The 18529-nt window shown below is 29.1% G+C and carries 22 protein-coding genes and 1 riboswitch; of the genes, 19 read left to right on the forward strand and 3 right to left on the reverse strand.

What is annotated here, in order from left to right; genetic code table 11:
* The first annotated feature begins 334 nt into the window (after window positions 1-334).
* The 3 genes from BQ5450_RS08325 (at window position 335) to BQ5450_RS08335 (ending at window position 2585) form a co-directional block, all read left to right on the forward strand.
* Window positions 335-946: a DUF6088 family protein gene (locus BQ5450_RS08325; protein WP_071126526.1), complete on the forward strand. Its 612-nt coding sequence runs from the start codon at window positions 335-337 to the stop codon at window positions 944-946.
* Window positions 939-1922, forward strand: a complete 984-nt coding sequence (locus BQ5450_RS08330) for a nucleotidyl transferase AbiEii/AbiGii toxin family protein (RefSeq protein WP_071126527.1) — start codon at window positions 939-941, stop codon at window positions 1920-1922. Before BQ5450_RS08325 ends, BQ5450_RS08330 begins: the two co-directional genes overlap by 8 nt.
* A 192-nt stretch (window positions 1923-2114) precedes the next feature.
* Window positions 2115-2585: a hypothetical protein gene (locus tag BQ5450_RS08335; RefSeq protein ID WP_071126528.1), complete on the forward strand. Its 471-nt coding sequence runs from the start codon at window positions 2115-2117 to the stop codon at window positions 2583-2585.
* Window positions 2586-2715: 130 nt separating this feature from the next.
* Here the strand turns inward: BQ5450_RS08335 and BQ5450_RS08340 are convergent, their stop codons facing one another.
* Together BQ5450_RS08340 and BQ5450_RS08345 are read right to left on the reverse strand one after the other, a co-directional pair.
* The gene (locus tag BQ5450_RS08340; RefSeq protein ID WP_071126529.1) at window positions 2716-3735 is read right to left on the reverse strand and encodes a M42 family metallopeptidase; all 1020 of its coding nucleotides are present in this window, start codon (window positions 3733-3735) and stop codon (window positions 2716-2718) included.
* Between the two features lie 11 nt (window positions 3736-3746).
* Complete coding sequence (locus BQ5450_RS08345) at window positions 3747-4238, reverse strand: LURP-one-related/scramblase family protein (protein WP_071126530.1); 492 nt, start codon at window positions 4236-4238, stop codon at window positions 3747-3749.
* Window positions 4239-4562: 324 nt separating this feature from the next.
* Between BQ5450_RS08345 and BQ5450_RS09175 the strand changes: the two genes are divergently transcribed.
* From BQ5450_RS09175 to BQ5450_RS08410, 15 genes are all read left to right on the forward strand, one after another.
* Window positions 4563-4709 (forward strand): CD1871A family CXXC motif-containing protein, encoded by a 147-nt coding sequence (locus BQ5450_RS09175; RefSeq protein ID WP_010244302.1) that lies wholly within the window; start codon window positions 4563-4565, stop codon window positions 4707-4709.
* The gene (locus BQ5450_RS08350) at window positions 4702-5586 is read left to right on the forward strand and encodes a 4Fe-4S binding protein (protein ID WP_071126607.1); all 885 of its coding nucleotides are present in this window, start codon (window positions 4702-4704) and stop codon (window positions 5584-5586) included. The genes BQ5450_RS09175 and BQ5450_RS08350 overlap by 8 nt, the downstream gene beginning before the upstream one ends.
* Window positions 5558-6118, forward strand: coding sequence for a TlpA family protein disulfide reductase (locus BQ5450_RS08355; RefSeq protein ID WP_071126531.1), 561 nt, complete (start codon window positions 5558-5560; stop codon window positions 6116-6118). The genes BQ5450_RS08350 and BQ5450_RS08355 overlap by 29 nt, the downstream gene beginning before the upstream one ends.
* A gap of 198 nt (window positions 6119-6316) precedes the next feature.
* Complete coding sequence (gene hcp, locus BQ5450_RS08360; protein ID WP_010244296.1) at window positions 6317-7924, forward strand: hydroxylamine reductase; 1608 nt, start codon at window positions 6317-6319, stop codon at window positions 7922-7924.
* A gap of 313 nt (window positions 7925-8237) precedes the next feature.
* Window positions 8238-9242, forward strand: a complete 1005-nt coding sequence (locus BQ5450_RS08365; RefSeq protein WP_071126532.1) for a methionine ABC transporter ATP-binding protein — start codon at window positions 8238-8240, stop codon at window positions 9240-9242.
* The gene (locus BQ5450_RS08370; RefSeq protein WP_010244292.1) at window positions 9243-9893 is read left to right on the forward strand and encodes a methionine ABC transporter permease; all 651 of its coding nucleotides are present in this window, start codon (window positions 9243-9245) and stop codon (window positions 9891-9893) included.
* A 58-nt stretch (window positions 9894-9951) separates the two neighbouring features.
* Entirely contained in the window at window positions 9952-10800 is an 849-nt protein-coding gene (locus BQ5450_RS08375; RefSeq protein WP_071126533.1) for a MetQ/NlpA family ABC transporter substrate-binding protein, read from the forward strand.
* Between the two features lie 203 nt (window positions 10801-11003).
* Window positions 11004-12092, forward strand: coding sequence for an ABC transporter substrate-binding protein (locus tag BQ5450_RS08380; RefSeq protein ID WP_010244289.1), 1089 nt, complete (start codon window positions 11004-11006; stop codon window positions 12090-12092).
* Between the two features lie 9 nt (window positions 12093-12101).
* Window positions 12102-12941 (forward strand): ABC transporter permease, encoded by an 840-nt coding sequence (locus tag BQ5450_RS08385; protein WP_010244287.1) that lies wholly within the window; start codon window positions 12102-12104, stop codon window positions 12939-12941.
* Window positions 12941-13720 (forward strand): ABC transporter permease, encoded by a 780-nt coding sequence (locus BQ5450_RS08390; RefSeq protein WP_010244285.1) that lies wholly within the window; start codon window positions 12941-12943, stop codon window positions 13718-13720. The genes BQ5450_RS08385 and BQ5450_RS08390 overlap by 1 nt, the downstream gene beginning before the upstream one ends.
* The gene (locus tag BQ5450_RS08395) at window positions 13717-14721 is read left to right on the forward strand and encodes an ABC transporter ATP-binding protein (RefSeq protein ID WP_071126534.1); all 1005 of its coding nucleotides are present in this window, start codon (window positions 13717-13719) and stop codon (window positions 14719-14721) included. The genes BQ5450_RS08390 and BQ5450_RS08395 overlap by 4 nt, the downstream gene beginning before the upstream one ends.
* A gap of 8 nt (window positions 14722-14729) precedes the next feature.
* Window positions 14730-15641, forward strand: a complete 912-nt coding sequence (locus BQ5450_RS08400; protein ID WP_071126535.1) for a metallophosphoesterase — start codon at window positions 14730-14732, stop codon at window positions 15639-15641.
* 150 nt (window positions 15642-15791) lie between these two features.
* Window positions 15792-15998 carry a hypothetical protein gene (locus tag BQ5450_RS09070; protein ID WP_159052475.1) on the forward strand — a complete coding sequence of 69 codons (207 nt, stop codon included), beginning with the start codon at window positions 15792-15794 and terminating at the stop codon, window positions 15996-15998.
* On the forward strand, window positions 15989-16243 hold the full coding sequence (locus tag BQ5450_RS08405) for a hypothetical protein (protein ID WP_071126536.1): 255 nt from the start codon (window positions 15989-15991) through the stop codon (window positions 16241-16243). Before BQ5450_RS09070 ends, BQ5450_RS08405 begins: the two co-directional genes overlap by 10 nt.
* Window positions 16244-16283: 40 nt before the next feature.
* Window positions 16284-16529 carry a DUF1294 domain-containing protein gene (locus BQ5450_RS08410; protein ID WP_071126537.1) on the forward strand — a complete coding sequence of 82 codons (246 nt, stop codon included), beginning with the start codon at window positions 16284-16286 and terminating at the stop codon, window positions 16527-16529.
* Between the two features lie 21 nt (window positions 16530-16550).
* Here BQ5450_RS08410 and BQ5450_RS08415 read toward each other — a convergent pair whose 3' ends face one another.
* Complete coding sequence (locus BQ5450_RS08415) at window positions 16551-17453, reverse strand: HEPN family nuclease (RefSeq protein WP_071126538.1); 903 nt, start codon at window positions 17451-17453, stop codon at window positions 16551-16553.
* A gap of 154 nt (window positions 17454-17607) precedes the next feature.
* A riboswitch (Lysine riboswitch) is annotated at window positions 17608-17747 on the forward strand.
* Between the two features lie 69 nt (window positions 17748-17816).
* Between BQ5450_RS08415 and BQ5450_RS08420 the strand changes: the two genes are divergently transcribed.
* The gene (locus tag BQ5450_RS08420) at window positions 17817-18527 is read left to right on the forward strand and encodes a beta/alpha barrel domain-containing protein (protein ID WP_010244271.1); all 711 of its coding nucleotides are present in this window, start codon (window positions 17817-17819) and stop codon (window positions 18525-18527) included.
* The last annotated feature ends 2 nt before the right edge of the window (window positions 18528-18529 follow it).

Raw genomic sequence — 18529 nt, forward strand, 5'->3', positions numbered from 1 at the left:
TTAGTAATTGAAAATTTAGATAGGAATGGAAAATATATTATATCAAGTGGAGATTTAAAAAAAGATAAAGTAAATCCAGTAGATACAAGACAATTTTTAACATTTAAAACTAAGAGCAGATTACTTATAAATTTAAAATAATGTAAGCTCTTAAAAGAAGTAGAAGAACAAGACCTACTCTATATGATTGAATCAGAAGATGAAGTGGGAAATAATGAAGATGAAAAAGAGATACTATATGAGGATGATGAACTATTATAGAGGAATAAAATTTAAGTGCAATTGAACTTTTGTCCCAGATATGATATGATATTTGGGACGAAGGAGGATTGTAATGAGTTCATATACAGAAAAAATATCAGATAAAATAAATGATTTTGACTCACATAAAGTATTTTTTGCTAATGACTTTTTAGATATTGCTTCTTATGAAACTGCTAGAAAGGCATTGAATAGAATGGTAAATGAAAGAAAAATTAAGCGTGTCATCGATGGCTTTTATTACAATCCAAGATATAGTGAATTAATTGGAGAGTACGAAGCAGTATCAATTCACGAGTTAGCACTTGCTATAGCAAGAAAATACAATTGGAATATTGCACCATATAATAGCACAGCCTTAAACTTATTAGGACTTTCAACACAAGTTCCAACTCACTATAAATATATATCTAGTGGAAGATACAAAAAATATAAAATAGGGGATACCATTTTAGAATTTAAAAAAGTAAATCCAGGAGAGATTGCTAATATGTCCTTAAAGACAGCGACTGTAATTCAGGCAATCAAGTCTTTGGGAAAAGAAAATATAACTAACGAAGTTATACAAAAGATAAGAAAAAATTTAAGTGAAAAAGAAAGAAAAGACTTAATGAATGAGTCAAAATCAGTTCCATCATGGATATATGAAGTAATAAGGGAAATTTGTGAGGGCAAAAATGAATAAGTTCTATATAGAAAACAAAGAAGAGTTAAGGATTTTAATAGTAAATACAGCCAGAAAGGAGAATATATCTGAGGCAGTTATTGAAAAAGACTATTGGGTTACTTTTATCTTAGATTATTTATTTAATGAAAACAAATGGAAAGAATATTTTACTTTTAAGGGTGGCACATCACTTTCAAAGTGTTTTGGACTCATTGAAAGATTTTCTGAAGATATAGATCTAATCTTAGATTGGCGAGTATTAGGCTATGAAGAAAAAGAACCTTGGTTAGAAAGATCAAATACCAAGCAAGATAAATTCAACAAAGAAGTTAATGAAAACACAGAAGTATTTTTAAGAGATGAATTTATAAAAGCTTTAGAAGAAGATTTAAAGGACATGGACTTTGAATTTATGATTGATACTCTTGATCCACAAACGATTCTGTGTAAATATCCTAAAATTTTTGAATCTAATTATTTGACACAAAATATAAGACTTGAAATAGGAAGTCTTGCAGCATGGACACCTGCAATTGATGTTAAAATCTTGCCAATAATTAGTGAAGCCTATCCGAATGTATTTAAAGAAAAAACTAATATAAGAACAGTATCAGCAGAGAGAACCTTTTTGGAAAAAGCAACAATTTTACACCACGAAGCAAATAGACCAGAATCTTCTCCTATGCCACATAGGTATGCAAGACACTTTTATGACCTATATAAAATAGTAAATTCAGATTATAAAAACAGAGCCTTAGAGGATAAGGATTTATTAAAAAAAGTGACTGAATTTAAAATGAAATTCTACCCTAGAAAGTGGGCAAGGTATGAAGAAGCATTAAATGGAAGATTAAGATTAGTCCCAAGAGAGTACCGATTTTCTGAAATAGAAAAAGATTATAAGGCTATGTCAGAAATGATATATGGAGAATATCCAAACTTTGAAGAGATTATAAATGTCCTTCAAGAACTAGAAAAAGAAATTAATAAGTAAATAAAATTCTCCCGAAAATAATATAATATTCAGGGAGGAAATTTAAGCGAGAGATAAATTTGGGGTTTATAAATATCTATTGGGAGATGAAAAAATAAGTTCTATAGGAGCACTAGGCTCTACTATTTCTTTTTATTTTATTAGAGCATTATTGTTACAACGATATGTGATAGACAAGATAGAAGTGATTTTTTGAATTTAGTTATTTTGAAAATACAAATTATATACACAGCTATTATGTCAGGAATGATGCTGATGTATATAATTACTTTAGGAAGTTATTTTAATTATATTTTAAAAATTAATTTATTAAGTGGATTTCAAGATTATTCTTTCTTCCGTTCAAATACTAAAGTCAAAAGAAATTATTTTGTTATACTAGTTGGACAAGTCATAGTATCAATTATATCTTTGATTCTTAATTGCAATAGTGGACTTATGCCATTATGTTTTAATATAATTGTTCCAATTATAATGTTGATGTTTCATGTATTAACAGGTTTTGGAAAAGTAGAGAATTTAGTAAATAGTGGACAAAAAGTAGAAATGAATGAAGTTAAAGAATATGTTAGATTTAATATTCCTCTTCACATTACATATTTTACTTTGTATCTAATATCTACTTTGCTATTACTTAACTTATTTTATCTAATTAATATATAAGTATTTTATTAAAATTAAATAATAAATTAAAAGGCGACAGAAAGGGAAAATCTGTCGTCTTTTAAAAAATAAGGGCATAAATAGTTATTGAAATATTTAATTTTAATTTTTATCATTTTAATTATTTAATTTATTTTGTTATATAAGCTTTTAATAATTTATATAAACCATTTAAACCACTAATGTGTGTTCTTTCATAGCCATGGCTTGCAGCAACGCCACTCCCAACTAAAGCGTGGCGGAAGTCATTTGAACTAGACATTGCAGCAGAGGCATCTGATCCGTAGAATGGATAAATATCTATTGCATAATCTATTTTATTATCTTTAGCTAAATTTATTAATTCATTTGTTAAATCATAATTGTAGGGACCAGAGGAATCTTTGGCACAAATAGATACTTTTGTTTCATCTGTTTTTAAATCATCATAAACTACTCCCATGTCAACTGCAATCATGTCTGTTACATTAGATGGATTTCCACTTGCAGCACCATGTCCAACTTCTTCATAAATTGTAAACATCATATAAAGTGGACGATTTATTTTTATATTTTTTTCTTTTATTTCTTTTGCAAGTGCCATTAGAACTCCAGCACTGGCCTTGTCATCTAAGTGTCTAGATTTTACAAAGCCATTTGAAAGGGTAAATCTTGGATCAAGAGCAATAAAATCCCCAGAGGAAATTCCTAGTTTTTCAGTTTCTTCTGCGGAGTTTGTAATTTCATCTATGACAACTTCCATATTTTTATCGTCACGAGAAATTTCCTTTGGATCACTTGAACCATGGACTGATGGGTTATTTATTCTCATTACGCCAGTAAATTCTTTTCCATTTCTTGTAATAATAGTTACATTTTCTTGTTCCACATAGGAAAGAGGAAATCCACCGAGAGTTGTGACGCGAAGTCTTCCATTTGATTTTATACTTCTTACCATAAGTCCCAAAGTATCTATGTGAGATGACAAAAGTAGCCCTTCACCTTCACATTTGTTGATTGGAACTATTACATTGCCTTTTATGCTTTGGTAAGGTTTGTAGCCCATGGAAGTAAATTCATCTATTAGATATTTTTCGGCTCTTTTTGTGTAACCTGTTGGTGATGGTGTATTGCATAAGTTTTCAATATATTCTAAAATTTGTTTTTCCATTTTTCCTCCTCCTAGCGTGAAGATTTTTCTAAATCTATCATATTATTTAAACAAATAACAAGTGCGATTAATTTTTCTGTGTAATTTTCATCTAAAATAGTAAGTTCATAGGTGTCTGTAAGGGCAAAAAGTTCCCTAGTAACTTTTCCTATCATTTTTTTATTTTCATTTTTTATATCAAAGTCAAGATGCCAATAGTTGCCTGAGAGATTTAAAGTTTCATCGTCTAAATAAACTTCGACTTTGTGTTTAAGAAACTCGAATTTTTGTTGTACAATCATATTTGTATTGTCGTTAAATGTAACATTGTATCTTGGGAAAAAAGATATAATTTCCCTGTTTATATTAAATATATTTTTGCCATTAAAATCTTTGACAGAGGATTTATAACCGATGAAAGTAAAATCTTGATCTAAGTAGTAAACTTCATTTTCGTTTTCATCTAGTATAGGGTAATGATCTGTAATTTTAAAAAATTTTTCTTTAAAATATAATTTTTTCATAATTTCTCCTTTTTAGAAAATATAATTATTAAAAATAAATATATCCTTTGCTATAAATTATAAGAAATCAACTTTTTTACAGCATTGTAATTATATTATACAACTTATATAAATAATATCATAACCTATGTTTATGATGAAAGTTATTTGTATATGAAATTAAAAATCATGTAATTTTTGGAGAAATTTATGAAACTCTTATATTTGTAATATATGTAGGAGTTTTTTATTATTTATTTAAGATTTTTAAATTATAAAAATTTTTTATTTTATCTTAACGCAATCTTTATACTCCGAATGTTATACTATTTGTGAGGTGAAAAAATGAAAGATTTTGTTGATAGAAAATTTTCTTATGCAATATTAATTTTATCTATTGCGTTTATTTTTTATGGATCTTATAGATCTGAAGTGGATACTGTGCTTTCAAAGGCTATAAAAATTTGCTTGGAGTGCGTTGGAATTGGATAATTTAAGAAATAAAAGAAATTTCGTACAAGGATTTTTTACGATTTTTACTAACTTACATATCACAAATTTTTTTAAGGGTACAATTTATACTGGCAAATTAAAAAGTGCTTGTGTACCAGGGCTCAACTGCTATTCATGTCCAGGTGCGGCTTTGTCTTGTCCCATAGGTTCCTTTCAAGCAGTGGTTGGCTCATCAAAATTTAAGTTTTCTTATTATGTGACGGGACTTATGCTTTTATTTGGAACTTTGTTCGGGCGATTGATTTGTGGATTTTTATGTCCTTTTGGATTTTTTCAAGATTTACTTTATAAAATTCCAACAAAAAAGTTTAGCACAAGAAAATTTTCTTTTTTAAAGTATATTAAGTATTTCATTTTAATTTTTGTGGTGTGGATTTTTGGTGTGATTTTTACAGATGAACTGGGGATAGCTTCACCTTATTTTTGCAAGTATATATGTCCACAGGGAATATTGGAAGGTGGAGTACCACTATCTATTGCAAATAAAAGTATTAGAGCTTCTCTTGGTAATTTATTTTTGTTGAAATCAGTTATTCTTATTCTTATAATTGTACTTTCCATATTTTTTTACAGACCTTTTTGCAAATACCTTTGTCCCTTAGGGGCATTTTATGCACTAACTAATAAATTTTCTTTTTATCAATACCATGTTAATGACAGTTGTATTTCTTGTGGGAAGTGTAAAAAAGTTTGCAAGATGGATGTGGATATGTCGAAAAATCAAAGAGCTTTGGAATGTATTAGATGTGGTGATTGTATAAAAGCTTGCCCTACATCAGCAATTTCAACCTCATTTAAAAATAAAAATTTTAATAAAGGAGATATAAATGAAAAATATTTATTCGAAGATAAGTAAGTTGTCAATTATTTTATTTTTAGTTTTTACTCTTGTAGCTTGCACAAGTAAGGCACCAGAAGGCACACAACTTTCTACGGGAGATTCATTCCCAAAGTTTGAAGGAGTTGATTTTAAAGGAAATCCTATAAATAATGAAGTTTTTAAGGATAGTCCAGTGACAATTATGAGTATTTGGTTTACTGGCTGCAAGGGTTGTATAGATGAAATGGAAACTCTTCAAAAAATAAGTGAAGAATTAAAAGACAAAAATGTAAAAGTTATGTCAATATGTCTAGATACTTATGAAAATAAAAATATTAAAGAAGATGCACAAAAGATTTTGAAGACTAAGGGAGTTACTTACACAAATATTGCTGTAAAGCCTTCTGAAGAAAGTGATGCTTATCTTAAAAATTTGACAGCTTTTCCTACAACTCTTTTAATTGATAGAGATGGAAAAGTAATTGACAATATAAGTCTTGGTTCTCAAGAAAAAGTTGATGAACTTTACAAGAAAATTGATGAAATAATAGAAAATGAAAACAAATAATTTTTAAGAAAGTAAATTTAATAAATCCTCATATTATAAAAAACTCGTGCTTTGCCATGAGTTTTTTCTTTGCAAAAATTTACATAGACAAGACAATAATTGTTGCATATGCAACAGAAAAGTATAAAAATTTTTATTAAAATATTTTTAGAAATTAAATGTAATGAGTGAAAAATAATAGGAGGAGAAAATATGGATATGTTTTGTTTTCAATGTCAAGAAACATTTAAGAACACAGGTTGTGTGAAAAAGGGTGTATGTGGAAAAAGTGCAAAAGTTGCAAATTTACAAGATTTTTTGATTTGGATATCAAAGGGCCTTTCTGAAATTGTAATAAAAAGTGGAAAAGACAATAAAGAAGCAACAGATAAAGTCATCTTAAATTTGTTTACTACTATTACAAATGCAAATTTTGACGATATTGCAATAAAAAATAGAATAGAAGAAACAATTAAGCTTATGAATTCTTTGAGAGAAGAAAAAAATTATAGCGATGCTGCAAATTGGAGTACAGAAAAATTTTCTGAAATTGAGAATAAAATAAATTCTGGCGAAGTTTCTATTTTAGCTGAAGATAATGAAGACATTAGAAGTTTAAAGGAACTTATAACTTACGGTCTAAAGGGCATGGCAGCTTATACTAGACATGCAAAAGTTTTGGGCTATGAAAATGAAGAAGTAAATAATTTTATTTTAAAAACTATGGCAGAACTTTTGACAGAAAAAACGGTTGATGAATTAGTTGCACTTACGCTTAAAACTGGCGAAATGGGATATAAAGCAATGGCAACTTTAGATAAAGCAAACACAACAACTTACGGAAATCCTGAAGTTTCTAATGTAAATATTGGAGTTGGAAAAAATCCAGGAATTTTAGTTTCAGGTCATGATTTAAAAGATTTTGAAATGTTACTAGAACAAGCCAAAGGTTCTGGAGTAGATATTTATACTCACAGCGAAATGCTTCCTGCAAATTATTATCCTAAGTTTAAAAAATATAAAAATTTTGTTGGTAATTATGGAAATGCCTGGTGGAAACAAAGAGATGAATTTGAGTCATTTAATGGTCCAATACTTATGACTACAAATTGTATCGTTCCTCCAAAAGATTCTTATAAAGATAAATTGTTTACAACAGGAGCAGCGGGTTACCCTGGTTGCACTTATATAAAAGAAGACGAAAAGGGACACAAAGATTTTTCTAAGATAATTGAACTTGCAAAGAAATGTGATTCTCCAGAAGAAATTGAAAAGGGAGAAATTGTCGGTGGATTTGCTCATTCTCAAGTTATGGCTCTATCTGATAAAGTTATTGAAGCTGTAAAAAATGGCGATATAACAAAATTTGTTGTAATGGCAGGGTGCGATGGAAGAATGAATGATAGAAATTATTATAAAGAATTTGCAGAAGAACTTCCTGATTCAACTGTAATTTTGACAGCGGGTTGTGCAAAATATAGATACAATAAACTAAATCTTGGCGATATAAATGGAATACCAAGAGTATTAGACGCAGGGCAATGTAACGATTCTTATTCTTTAGTTCAAATTGCACTTGCATTAGTCGATGCTTTTGGAGTTGAAAGTGTAAATGATCTTCCAATAGTTTACAATATTGCATGGTATGAACAAAAAGCAGTAATAGTATTACTTTCACTTTTATCACTTGGTGTAAAAAATATTCACCTTGGACCAACTCTTCCTGCATTTTTATCTCCAAATGTTGTAAATGTATTAGTTGATAATTTTGGGATTTCTGGAATTACGAATGTTGATGAAGATATTAAAAATCTTATAACAAAATAAAAAAAGTGTTGACATTTAAAAATTAACCACGTATAATAATAACAATTTATAAATAAACTTTTTGAGAAGAAGAGTACCTTTAAATTGTGACTTAAGAGAGCTTCGTTTTGGTGAAAGAAGTGGATCGATTTTTGGGGAACATGGCCTTTTCTAGGAAATATCGATATTAGATATTTACGGGACTTCCCGTTACAGAAGTAGAGTATGATAGTACTTGAAGAGGTTGCTTTTGTGAGGAAGTGACAAATTAAGGTGGTAACACGAGCTTTCGTCCTTATTGGATGAGAGCTCTTTTTTTATTGGTGGAGGAAAAATGATTGAAGTAAAGAACTTAGTTAAAGAGTTTAAGACAGATGAAAAAAGTTTTAAAGCTTTAGATGATGTTTCTTTCAAAGTGAATAGAGGAGAAATTTATGGCGTCATAGGTTTATCTGGAGCTGGTAAATCCACTCTTGTAAGATGCATTAATAGACTTGAAGAACCAACTAGTGGAGAGATATTAATTCATGGAAAATCTATTTTAGATTTAAATGAAAAAGAACTTAGAGATGAGAGGAAGGACATTGGTATGATTTTTCAGTCCTTTAATTTATTTATGCAAAAGACTGTTGCAGAAAATATTGCTTATCCTCTTGAAATTTCTGGTGTATCAAAAAAAGAAACAGAAGATAGAGTTGATGAACTTTTAGATTTTATAGATTTAAGGGAAAAGAAAAATTCATATCCAAAAGAACTTTCTGGAGGACAAAAGCAAAGAGTTGCAATAGCAAGATCTATTGCAACAAATCCATCCATTTTACTTTCAGATGAAGGGACATCAGCACTTGACCCAGCAAATACACAGTCAGTTTTAAAACTTCTTAGAAAAGTTGTAGAAGAATACAATACTACTATAATTATGATCACTCATCAAATGGAAGTTGCAAAAGAAATTTGTGACAGGATTGCTGTGATGCAAAGTGGAAAAATTATTGAAGAAAATGAAACCAAGGAACTTTTTAAAAATCCAAAAACTTCTGTTACAAGATCTTTTATAAAAAATTTGCAAGATGAAACTGAAGAGGGATATTTAAATTCTGATGATTATAAGGGAGATATTTTAAGGCTTTCTTATGCAGATGAAAATTATGACAAGCCAATACTTTCAGAATGTGTAAAAAGATGTGGCATAGATTTTTCAATACTATCAGGCAATATAAATAAATTAAACATTTCAAGTGTGGGTTATCTAACAGTGGAGATACTGGGAGAAGAAAAGGATAGAAATAAAGCAATAAAATTTTTACAAGAAAACAATGTAAACGTGGAGGTGTTATAAGTGGAAAGAATTTTAGATATAATTTTGCCAGCAATACCACAAACTCTAGTAATGGTGTTTGCATCTACAGCAATTGCTCTTTTAATAGGAATGCCACTGGGAGTAATTTTGACAATTACAAGGCCAGGAGGACTTAGTGAATCAAATTCATTTTACTCTTTTTTAGATGGACTTATAAATATACTTCGTTCCTTTCCCTTTGTAATTTTGATGATAGTTGTATTTCCACTTTCAAGACTAATAGTTGGGAAATCCTACGGAACTGCAGCCATGATAATTCCCCTTTCAATTTCGGCAGCACCCTTTGTTGCGAGATTAATGGAAGGATATTTTATGCAAGTTGATCATGGAATAATTGAAGCAGCAGAGTCCATGGGTTCGACAAAAAAAGAAATAATATTTAAAGTTTTAATACCAGAAGCAATGCCCATGATTGTGGGAGCAATTACAATGACAATTATAAATGTAATAGGTTATTCTGCAATGGCTGGAGTAATGGGAGGTGGCGGACTTGGAGATGTTGCCAATAGATATGGATATCAAAGAAATGAACCATTAATACTTTGGTCCGCAGTAGTAGTAATAATAATATTTGTACAAATAGTACAATTTGTAGGAAATAAAATAGCAGATAAAATTGATAAAAGATAGGTATTTATTCTTTTTAGAATTTATATAGAATATTTTAATAAAATTATAGGAGGGAAAAATGAAAAAAATAATTTTAGCATTGTCACTATTTTTAGCGTTAACTCTTACAGCTTGTGGAGAAGCGAAAAATGGAAATGTAAATGCAGAAAAAAATGAAAAAGTGACAGAAGAAAGTAAAAATGATGACAACAAAATTGTTGTAGGTGTTTCACCAACGCCTCATGGTGAAATTGTAGAAGGGCTAAAAGATGAATTTGAAAAAGAGGGGCTTGATGTAGAGGTTGTAAATTTCGATGATTATATTCAACCAAATTTACAATTAGAATCAGGAGATCTTGACGCAAATTATTTTCAACACAAACCATATCTTGATAGTTTTACAGAAGAAAGAAATATCGAAAATTTAGAAGTTTTAGGATATGTTCACATAGAACCAATGGCATTATATTCTGAAAAATATAAATCAGTTGATGAAATAGAAGATGGGTCAGAGATTATAATACCCAATGATCCAAGTAATGGTGCAAGAGCATTAATACTTCTTGAAGATGCAGGACTTATAAAATTAGAAGATAAGAAGAATCTAAACTCAACAGAAAAAGATATAAAAGAAAATCCAAAAAATTTAAAATTCACAGCAATGGATGCACCTTCAATTGCACAAGTTTACAAAGATTCAGGTGCAGCTGTAATCAATTCAAATTTTGCAATAGCACAAGGCCTTGACCCAGTAAAAGATTCAATCAAAATAGAATCAAAGGATTCACCTTATGCAAATTTAGTCGCAGTTAGAAAAGAAGATGTAGAAAAAGAAAAGTTTAAAAAATTTATTAAAGTTTTAAATTCAGAAGAATCTAAAAAATTCATTGAAGAAAAATTTGAGGGTGCAGTAATACCAGCATTCTAGAAATAATTAGTTTGAAATAAAAATGTTTGACCTCTTTACTGAGAAAAAGTGAAGAGGTTTTTTAGTGAAAACTTAATTAAAAAGATATTTATAAATTTTTAAATTATCAAATTAAACTTTGCAAAAATTTTGCAAAAAAAATTGTTTATTTTTACATAAGTTATATAAAATTTGGAAGTAATATTTTTTGAGGGAGGAAAATTTTGAAAATTGTAAAAAAATTGTTTGTTATTTTGGCATGTGCAACATTATTTACAGCATGTGGGTCAAAAGAAAGTCCTAATGCAGATTTAGATTTAAATAGTTTGACACTTGAAGAAATAACTGCAAAGGCAAAAGAAGAAGGAAGAGTTAATTCTCTCGGTATGCCAGATGCTTGGGCGAACTGGGTAGGAACATGGAATGATTTAAAATCTGTATATGGAATCGATCACTTAGATACAGATATGTCTTCTGGAGAAGAATTGGCAAAATTTGAAGCAGAGAAAAAAGATGCAACTGGTGATATTGGAGATGTAGGTATAGCTTTTGGTCCTTTAGCTGTTTCAAAAAATCTTGTTCTTCCATACAAGACTTCTTATTATGATGAAGTACCTGACTGGGCAAAAGACAAAGAAGGAGTAGGAAATTGGGTAATAGCTTATACTGGTTCAATGGCATTTTTAAGTGACAAAAATTCAGTAAAAAATCCACCGAAATCTTGGAAGGAACTTAGAGATGGAGATTATACAGTAACCATAGGAAATGTTGAAACAGCAAATCAAGCACAATTTGCAGTACTTGCAGCAGCCATAGCTTTTGGCGGCGATGAAAATAATCTTGAACCAGCAATGGACTTTTATAAAGAACTTGCAGAAGAAGGAAGATTAAAAGTTACAGAAGCAGACATTGCAACTTTATCATCTGGAGAACATCAAGTTGCTCTTCTCTTTGATTTTAATGCACTTAATTATAGAGATCAAATAGATAAAGATAGATTTGATGTAACTATTCCAAGTGATGGATCAGTTATGACAGGTTACACAACTATTATAAATAAAAATGCGAAGAATCCTTACGCTGCTGCACTTGCTCGTGAATATATATTATCAGATGCAGGACAAAATAATTTAGCTCGTGGATATGCTAGACCAATTAGAAATGTAAAACTTGATGAGGATGCGAAGGCAAAACTTTTGCCAGACGAACTTTACAAATCTGTAGTTCCAGTGAAAGATGAAGAAGCTTGGGATAATGTTTTAGAGAAATTGCCTGGAATGTGGCAAGAAAAAGTAATTTCTTTTCTAAAGTAAGGTGACTTTATGAAAAAACAACTTAAACCTTTTAAAATAACGATGATACTTTTTAGTGTCATTGTTATTTCTATTTTATTGTATCCCTTGGTTAAAATGATAATTTCAAGTTTTATGACAAGTAGCGGAGATTTTACTTTAGAAAATTACAAAGAAATATTTTCTGCAAAGATGTACGTAGATTCTTTTAAAAATTCTATAATTTTATCATTTTTTTCAGCACTTGTTGGAGTTATATTCACTTGGCTTGCAACATATAGCATAATTAGTCTTTTCCCGAAGGCTCGTGAAAAATTTTTAGTTATTTCTAATTTGACATCAAATTTTGCAGGAATTCCTTTAGCTTTTGCATTTATTATACTTCTTGGCAATTCTGGAGTAATAGTTTTATTTGATAAACTCACTGGAATAAATTTATTAAAAGATTTTAATTTATATTCTGTAAGTGGTCTTTTACTAATTTTTATTTATTTTCAACTTCCACTGGGGATAACTTTAATGGTTCCAATTTTTGATGCGCTTGATAAGAAATGGAGAGAAGCCGCAGAACTTTTGGGAGCAAATAGTTTTTACTACTGGAAGAAGATTGGACTTCCTGTGCTTGCACCTAGTTTAATTGGAATTTTTTCAATTATGTTTGCAAATGCACTGGGGGCATATGCTTCTGCAGAAGCACTTACAGGATCTTCAGTGAATTTACTTGCGATAAGAATTGGAAATACAGTATCAGGAGATATTTTTGCAAGACCTGAAATTGGTGCGGCACTGTCTTTAGTATTGTCGATTATTTTACTTGTAAATATGTTGATTTCATCGTGGATGACAAAAAAGTTTAGGAGGGATTTATAATGAAAAAGGCTCTTAAAGTTTTGTCCATAGTGTTGCTTTTGTTGTATTTATTTATTCCATTAATAGCAACTTTTTTATTTTCAATTTGCTCTGATTGGTCTTATTCAATTTTGCCAAAGGGAATAACCTTTAAGTGGTATATAAAATTGTTAACAGATCCTAGATTTTTATTGTCTATTGGCAGATCTTTCTTTTTAGCAGGAATTTCAATATTTATATCAGTAATACTTCTTGTACCATCTATATTTGCAATAAATTTATATTATCCAAAGTTAAAAAAATCAATAGGAATTATAACTGTTGCCTGTTATACAGTGCCAGGAGTGATACTTTCAGTAGCACTTGTTTCGGCGTATGCAAATTTAGGTGTGCCAATGTTAATAGTTGTACTGGGAGCGTATATAATTTCAAGTTTTCCATTAATATCTCAAGGGACATTAAATAGTCTTATGGCAATTGATTCGAAATCTTTAATGGAATCGGCAGAAATTCTTGGAGCATCAAGATTTGAGGGATTTAAGAAAGTTATTCTTCCAAATATTACAAGAGGAGTATTATCTTCTTCTCTTTTTAGCTTTTCAACACTTTTTGGTGAATTTGTAATAGTAAATCTTTTGCTTGGGGCGAGATTTGAAACTATACAAATTTTTTTAAGAAAGAATATGGTTGTAAATGGACACTTATCCTCAGCGATTGTAATATTTTACTTTGTAATAATTATGTTAATTACAATTTTTGCATTAAATCTTGTCAAGAGAGAGAAAGGGTTTAAAAAATGAGTTTTATAGAGATAAAAGACGTCAAAAAAAGTTTTGGTTCAAATCTTGTTTTAAAAGGTTTGAATTTAGATATGAAAAAGGGAAGTTTGAACACTTTATTAGGTTCTTCTGGATGTGGAAAATCTACACTTCTAAGGGCAATAGCAGGTTTAAATGATATAGATAGTGGAGAAATTTATATAAATAAAGTTAGAGTTGATGACAAGATTCCATCAGAAAGAAACATAGGAATGGTGTTTCAAAATTATGCACTTTTCCCCAATATGACAGTTGAAGAAAATATTAAATTTGGTCTTGAGATGAAAAAGATGGACAAAAAATTGCAAGACGAAAAAGCTAGAAAGATGATTGATTTAGTTGGACTTTCAGGAAAGGAAAAAGAATTTCCAAAAACACTTTCTGGTGGTCAACAACAAAGAGTTGCACTTGCAAGATCACTTGTTACAGAGCCTTCAGTTTTGCTTTTAGATGAACCTTTATCAGCTCTTGATGCACAAATAAGGAATACGCTTAGATTACTTATAAAAAATTTACAAAGAGAACTAGGAATAACTATAATTTTTGTGACTCATGATCAAGAGGAAGCTATGACAATGAGTGATTATATTTATATAATGAATAATGGAGATATAATTCAAGAGGGAACTCCTTCTGACATATATAGAAATCCACAAAATGAATTTGTCGCAAGATTTATAGGTTCGTATAATGTGTATGAAAAAGAGAAGTTTGAAGAAATAGACAATAATTTAGAAATAAAATCTAAGTTTGTAGCTATAAGACCAGAAACCATAAGTTTGGTTCCAATAGAAGATTCTGTAAATGTAAAAGGAAAAATTATAAATATTTCCATGTTAGGTTCTCTTTTAAGATTTGATATTGAACTTAATAATGGTTGTAGAATATCAGTTGACAGATTAAATAGGTCAGCAAATTTTAGAGGAATAAATGAAGAAATAAATTTGTTTATACCTTATGACAGTATTATAGAGGTAAATTAGGTGATAAATTGAGAATATTACAATTGACAGATCTTCATTTTGGGAGTTATCCCTTTGATGACACAGATCTAAAAACTATAAAATTAATAGAAAAATTAGTAAAGAAATACAAAGTAGACTTTATAGCGATAACTGGGGATTTAATATGGGCATCAAGTTTAAATGCACTTGAAATTTTTGAAGAACTTATAAAATTCCTTGACACTTTGGAAGTAGAGTTTGCCATAACTCTTGGCAATCACGATTCAGAAAGAGAAAATTTAAATTACTTAATTGAAAATTTTGAAGAACAAGATGAAAAAGTTAAAAATGAATTTAAAAATTCAAAGGAATTGACAAAATACAAAGAAAATTATAAAAATTTAAAACAATATGGGAGAAAAGAACTATTTAACATAATAAAAAAATCAAAAAATCATGTGAAGATAGAAAATGAATTTTGGAGTTGTGATAAATTTCACTATTATGTAGATAGAAAAAATATTAGATTAGTTTTTTTAGATACAGGAAGCTATGACAAATATGGTTTTGGACTTTATGAGTTTTTAGATTTTTCTTCAATAGATTATCTTGAGAATGTTACAAAAGATAAAGATTCATATGTATTTTGTCATATTCCCTTTAGAGAATATTTTGATGCAAAAAATAAAGATCTTGCAGTAGGTAATCAAGATGAAGAAGTATGTGCGGGGAAAATAAATACAGGAGCCTTTGCAAGACTTAATTTTAATACAAAAACTAGAGCAGTTTACTGTGGACATGACCATGAAAATGATTTTACGGCAAAATACGGAAATATTATTTTAAATTATGGGAGATGTGGCGGTTATAATACCTATGGAAATTTAAAAAGAGGCGGACGAATTATAGACATAAGTGGGAATAAATTTAAATCTTTTGTAGTAGAAGATGAAGATTAAAAAAATGTTATTAATATTAATATAATTAGAAATCTCTTTTTTATTAAAGCCAAATGATAAATCAATTTTTGTGTTATAATTAAGTAAATTAATAAAGCATAGAAAGAAAGTGTATATTGTGAAAAAATAAAAGGTTCTAAAATTATTTTATTGTTAATAGCTTTTTCATTACTTACAGCTTGTGGCAATAGAAATTTATATTCCATGAAGACGGATGTTTCTGATTTAAAAGGTGTAGAAAAAATTGTAAATAATCTCAATTGGGAAAAAGAAAAAATAAAGAAAGTAAGTGTAGAGGATAAAAATATAAAATATATGCAAAAGGTGAGTCCAAAGATTTTTATGAAATGGATTTGAAGCCTCAAGTTGTAAATGGAATTTATCTTTTAATTCTTACAGATGCAAATGAAATAAATTATTTTGATAAAAATGGAGAATATTTTTCTATTGATAGAGCAATTGTAGATGAAATTCTGACAAAAGTTTACAGTAAAAGCATAGCAGATCATAAAAACGATGAAAAAGAATTTAAAAAGCTAGAAAAGAAATTAAAAGATTTTAAAGTTGAAAGTGGAGATGTAAAATTCAAACTAGAAGAATAATATAATTATCATAAAATATCTTTATTAGGTTGTGTATACAGTGCAGATTTATTTTGTTGTCTTGTTAAATATAATTACTTTTATTTTATATGGATTGGATAAGTTTAAGGCAAAATTTAACGCGTGGAGAATAAGTGAAAGAGTTCTTTTGACTTTTTCTATTTTTGCAGGATTTGGCGGTCTATTGGGAATGAAAATTTTTCATCACAAGACTAAAAAAAAGAAATTTTATATTGCAAATATTGTTGGAATATTTGTAACGATTTATTTAATATGTAAAAACTAAGGACGCAGTGTTGCGCCCTTTTTACTCGTCTATTTCTGCTAGTATATCCCTTTTCTCTAGCATCTTTAAAATATTTTTTATATCCAAAATTATTACATTTTCATCTTTTAATTTTTGTTTTGTTTCTTCTTTTAAAAAGGATGTGTTTATAAAAAGTACAGGAGTTATATCTTCATAAATGCCTGAAAATTTATTTACAAGAGCGTCTACCTCTTCTTGGGAAAGTATATGAGTGTCATTGTATTTTTTTATTTCAAGAGCATATCTCTTGTTATTTTTCTTGACATAGTAGTCAAAATAAATTTCGTCTTTTTTATTTTTGAAACGCTCCACTTCATATCCTGTTCTTTGTAGTGCTATTTGAGCCAATTTTTCCGCAGTAGCTTCTTCATTTAAACTGTATAGTCCTCTTAATAGGTTTTGAGGAAAAATCTTAAATATGCCTGTACAAATAGATTTATCTTTTTCCATATTTTTTGTGTCAAATCCAATTAACATTCCATCAACAATATTAAAGTGACCATGTGCAATTGCATTTCTAATGTGACGAAGAAGACAATCTGTTTTGGATTCTTCGTCTTGTTTTGTCAAAAGAATTTTTTGTTTATCAGTACATATTGAGTCCTCATAAAATTTTACTATTTCATCGTCAATATAGTCTAAAAAGGCAATATCTTTATTTTTTAGATTCATATAATTCTTTATAATTCCAAAAACAAAATCTTCAAAATCAAGTGAAGACGTGAGTTCATTTTGAGGTGATTGAATTGAATTTATATTTGGAACATACCACAAAAGATATTCCAGAGTTTTTGTCATCTCGGCATTTAATGCTATTGGCTTTTCTTTGTGATATATAGAATAGAATTTTTTATTTTTGCAATCTTCAAATTCAAATCCAAATTTTTTTAGATCAGGTAGCACGATAATTCTCCTTTAAAAAATATTTCAAATAAAGTATATCATAGAATTAAATTAGTTCAATTTCATTTTACAATTAAAAAGTTACAAATAAATTTTTTTATGCTTGCAATTTAATTTTTTATATGGTATAGTGGTCTAAATTAAATAGGAAACCAGTTTTTAGAGAGGCTGCGACTTTTAAGAGTAGATTTCGAAAGGAAAAGTCGCCGAAGGTAATTACCTGGGGATACAGAAAAGATCTGTATAACTGTCACATAAAAATGCCCAATTTTTTTGTTGTGTGCTCTAAATTCTGAGGGCAAGAGATAGTTTTAAACCATGAGTCTTTTGCTCATGGTTTTTTGTATTGAGGAGGAAGAGATAATGGAAAACACAGAAAATATAGATAAAAAAAAGAAGTTTGTTCCCACAATTGAAACAGAACTTAGAAGAAGGCAAGTTTCTGTTCCTGAAGTTTCATATAGAGCAAGTGGAATAAATTTTATGGGCAAAAGAATAAAATCTTTTATATTCACAAATGATATTCCTGTAATAGTAAATAACAATGCACAGGCAATTATGTCAGTTTATCCCTTTACGCCACAATTAAAAATTATCAATTCAATAATTGAAGCTGCATCCGTTCCAGTTTTTGTGGGAGTAGGAGGCGGAACAACATCAGGACTTCGTGCAGTAAATATTGGGCTTCAAGCAGAACTTTTGGGAGCAAGTGGTGTTGTAGTAAATGCACCAATGGAAAATGACAATATAGAACTTTTGGCAAAGGCACTTGATGTGGCTGTAATTGCATCAGTAATTACAAAGTATGATGACATTAAAGGAAAAGTTGATGCAGGTGCAAGGGTTTTAAATATTGCTGGTGGGAAAGAAACAGCTTCACTTGTAAAATATACACGAAAAATTGTTGGAGAGGAATTTCCAATAATTGCAACAGGTGGACACACTGACGAACATATATTAGAAACAATTGATGCAGGTGCAAATGCAATAACTTATACACCTAAGTCAAGTTCAGAAATTTTTTCAGAAGTAATGGAAAAATATAGACTTAATATGGAAAAGAAGTCGGAATAAAA

This window comes from Peptoniphilus lacydonensis, assembly GCF_900106515.1.
Lineage (GTDB): Bacteria > Bacillota > Clostridia > Tissierellales > Peptoniphilaceae > Peptoniphilus_A > Peptoniphilus_A lacydonensis.

Excerpts from the sequence above, each read along its gene's own strand:
- BQ5450_RS08325 (WP_071126526.1), top strand. The coding sequence starts at position 335 with ATGAGTTCATATACAGAAAAAATATCAGATAAAATAAATGATTTTGAC.
- BQ5450_RS08330 (WP_071126527.1), top strand. The coding sequence starts at position 939 with ATGAATAAGTTCTATATAGAAAACAAAGAAGAGTTAAGGATTTTAATA.
- BQ5450_RS08340 (WP_071126529.1), bottom strand. The coding sequence starts at position 3,735 with ATGGAAAAACAAATTTTAGAATATATTGAAAACTTATGCAATACACCA.
- BQ5450_RS08345 (WP_071126530.1), bottom strand. The coding sequence starts at position 4,238 with ATGAAAAAATTATATTTTAAAGAAAAATTTTTTAAAATTACAGATCAT.
- BQ5450_RS09175 (WP_010244302.1), top strand. The coding sequence starts at position 4,563 with ATGAAAGATTTTGTTGATAGAAAATTTTCTTATGCAATATTAATTTTA.
- BQ5450_RS08355 (WP_071126531.1), top strand. The coding sequence starts at position 5,558 with ATGAAAAATATTTATTCGAAGATAAGTAAGTTGTCAATTATTTTATTT.
- hcp (WP_010244296.1), top strand. The coding sequence starts at position 6,317 with ATGTTTTGTTTTCAATGTCAAGAAACATTTAAGAACACAGGTTGTGTG.
- BQ5450_RS08365 (WP_071126532.1), top strand. The coding sequence starts at position 8,238 with ATGATTGAAGTAAAGAACTTAGTTAAAGAGTTTAAGACAGATGAAAAA.
- BQ5450_RS08375 (WP_071126533.1), top strand. The coding sequence starts at position 9,952 with ATGAAAAAAATAATTTTAGCATTGTCACTATTTTTAGCGTTAACTCTT.
- BQ5450_RS08385 (WP_010244287.1), top strand. The coding sequence starts at position 12,102 with ATGAAAAAACAACTTAAACCTTTTAAAATAACGATGATACTTTTTAGT.
- BQ5450_RS08390 (WP_010244285.1), top strand. The coding sequence starts at position 12,941 with ATGAAAAAGGCTCTTAAAGTTTTGTCCATAGTGTTGCTTTTGTTGTAT.
- BQ5450_RS08395 (WP_071126534.1), top strand. The coding sequence starts at position 13,717 with ATGAGTTTTATAGAGATAAAAGACGTCAAAAAAAGTTTTGGTTCAAAT.
- BQ5450_RS08405 (WP_071126536.1), top strand. The coding sequence starts at position 15,989 with ATGGATTTGAAGCCTCAAGTTGTAAATGGAATTTATCTTTTAATTCTT.
- BQ5450_RS08420 (WP_010244271.1), top strand. The coding sequence starts at position 17,817 with ATGGAAAACACAGAAAATATAGATAAAAAAAAGAAGTTTGTTCCCACA.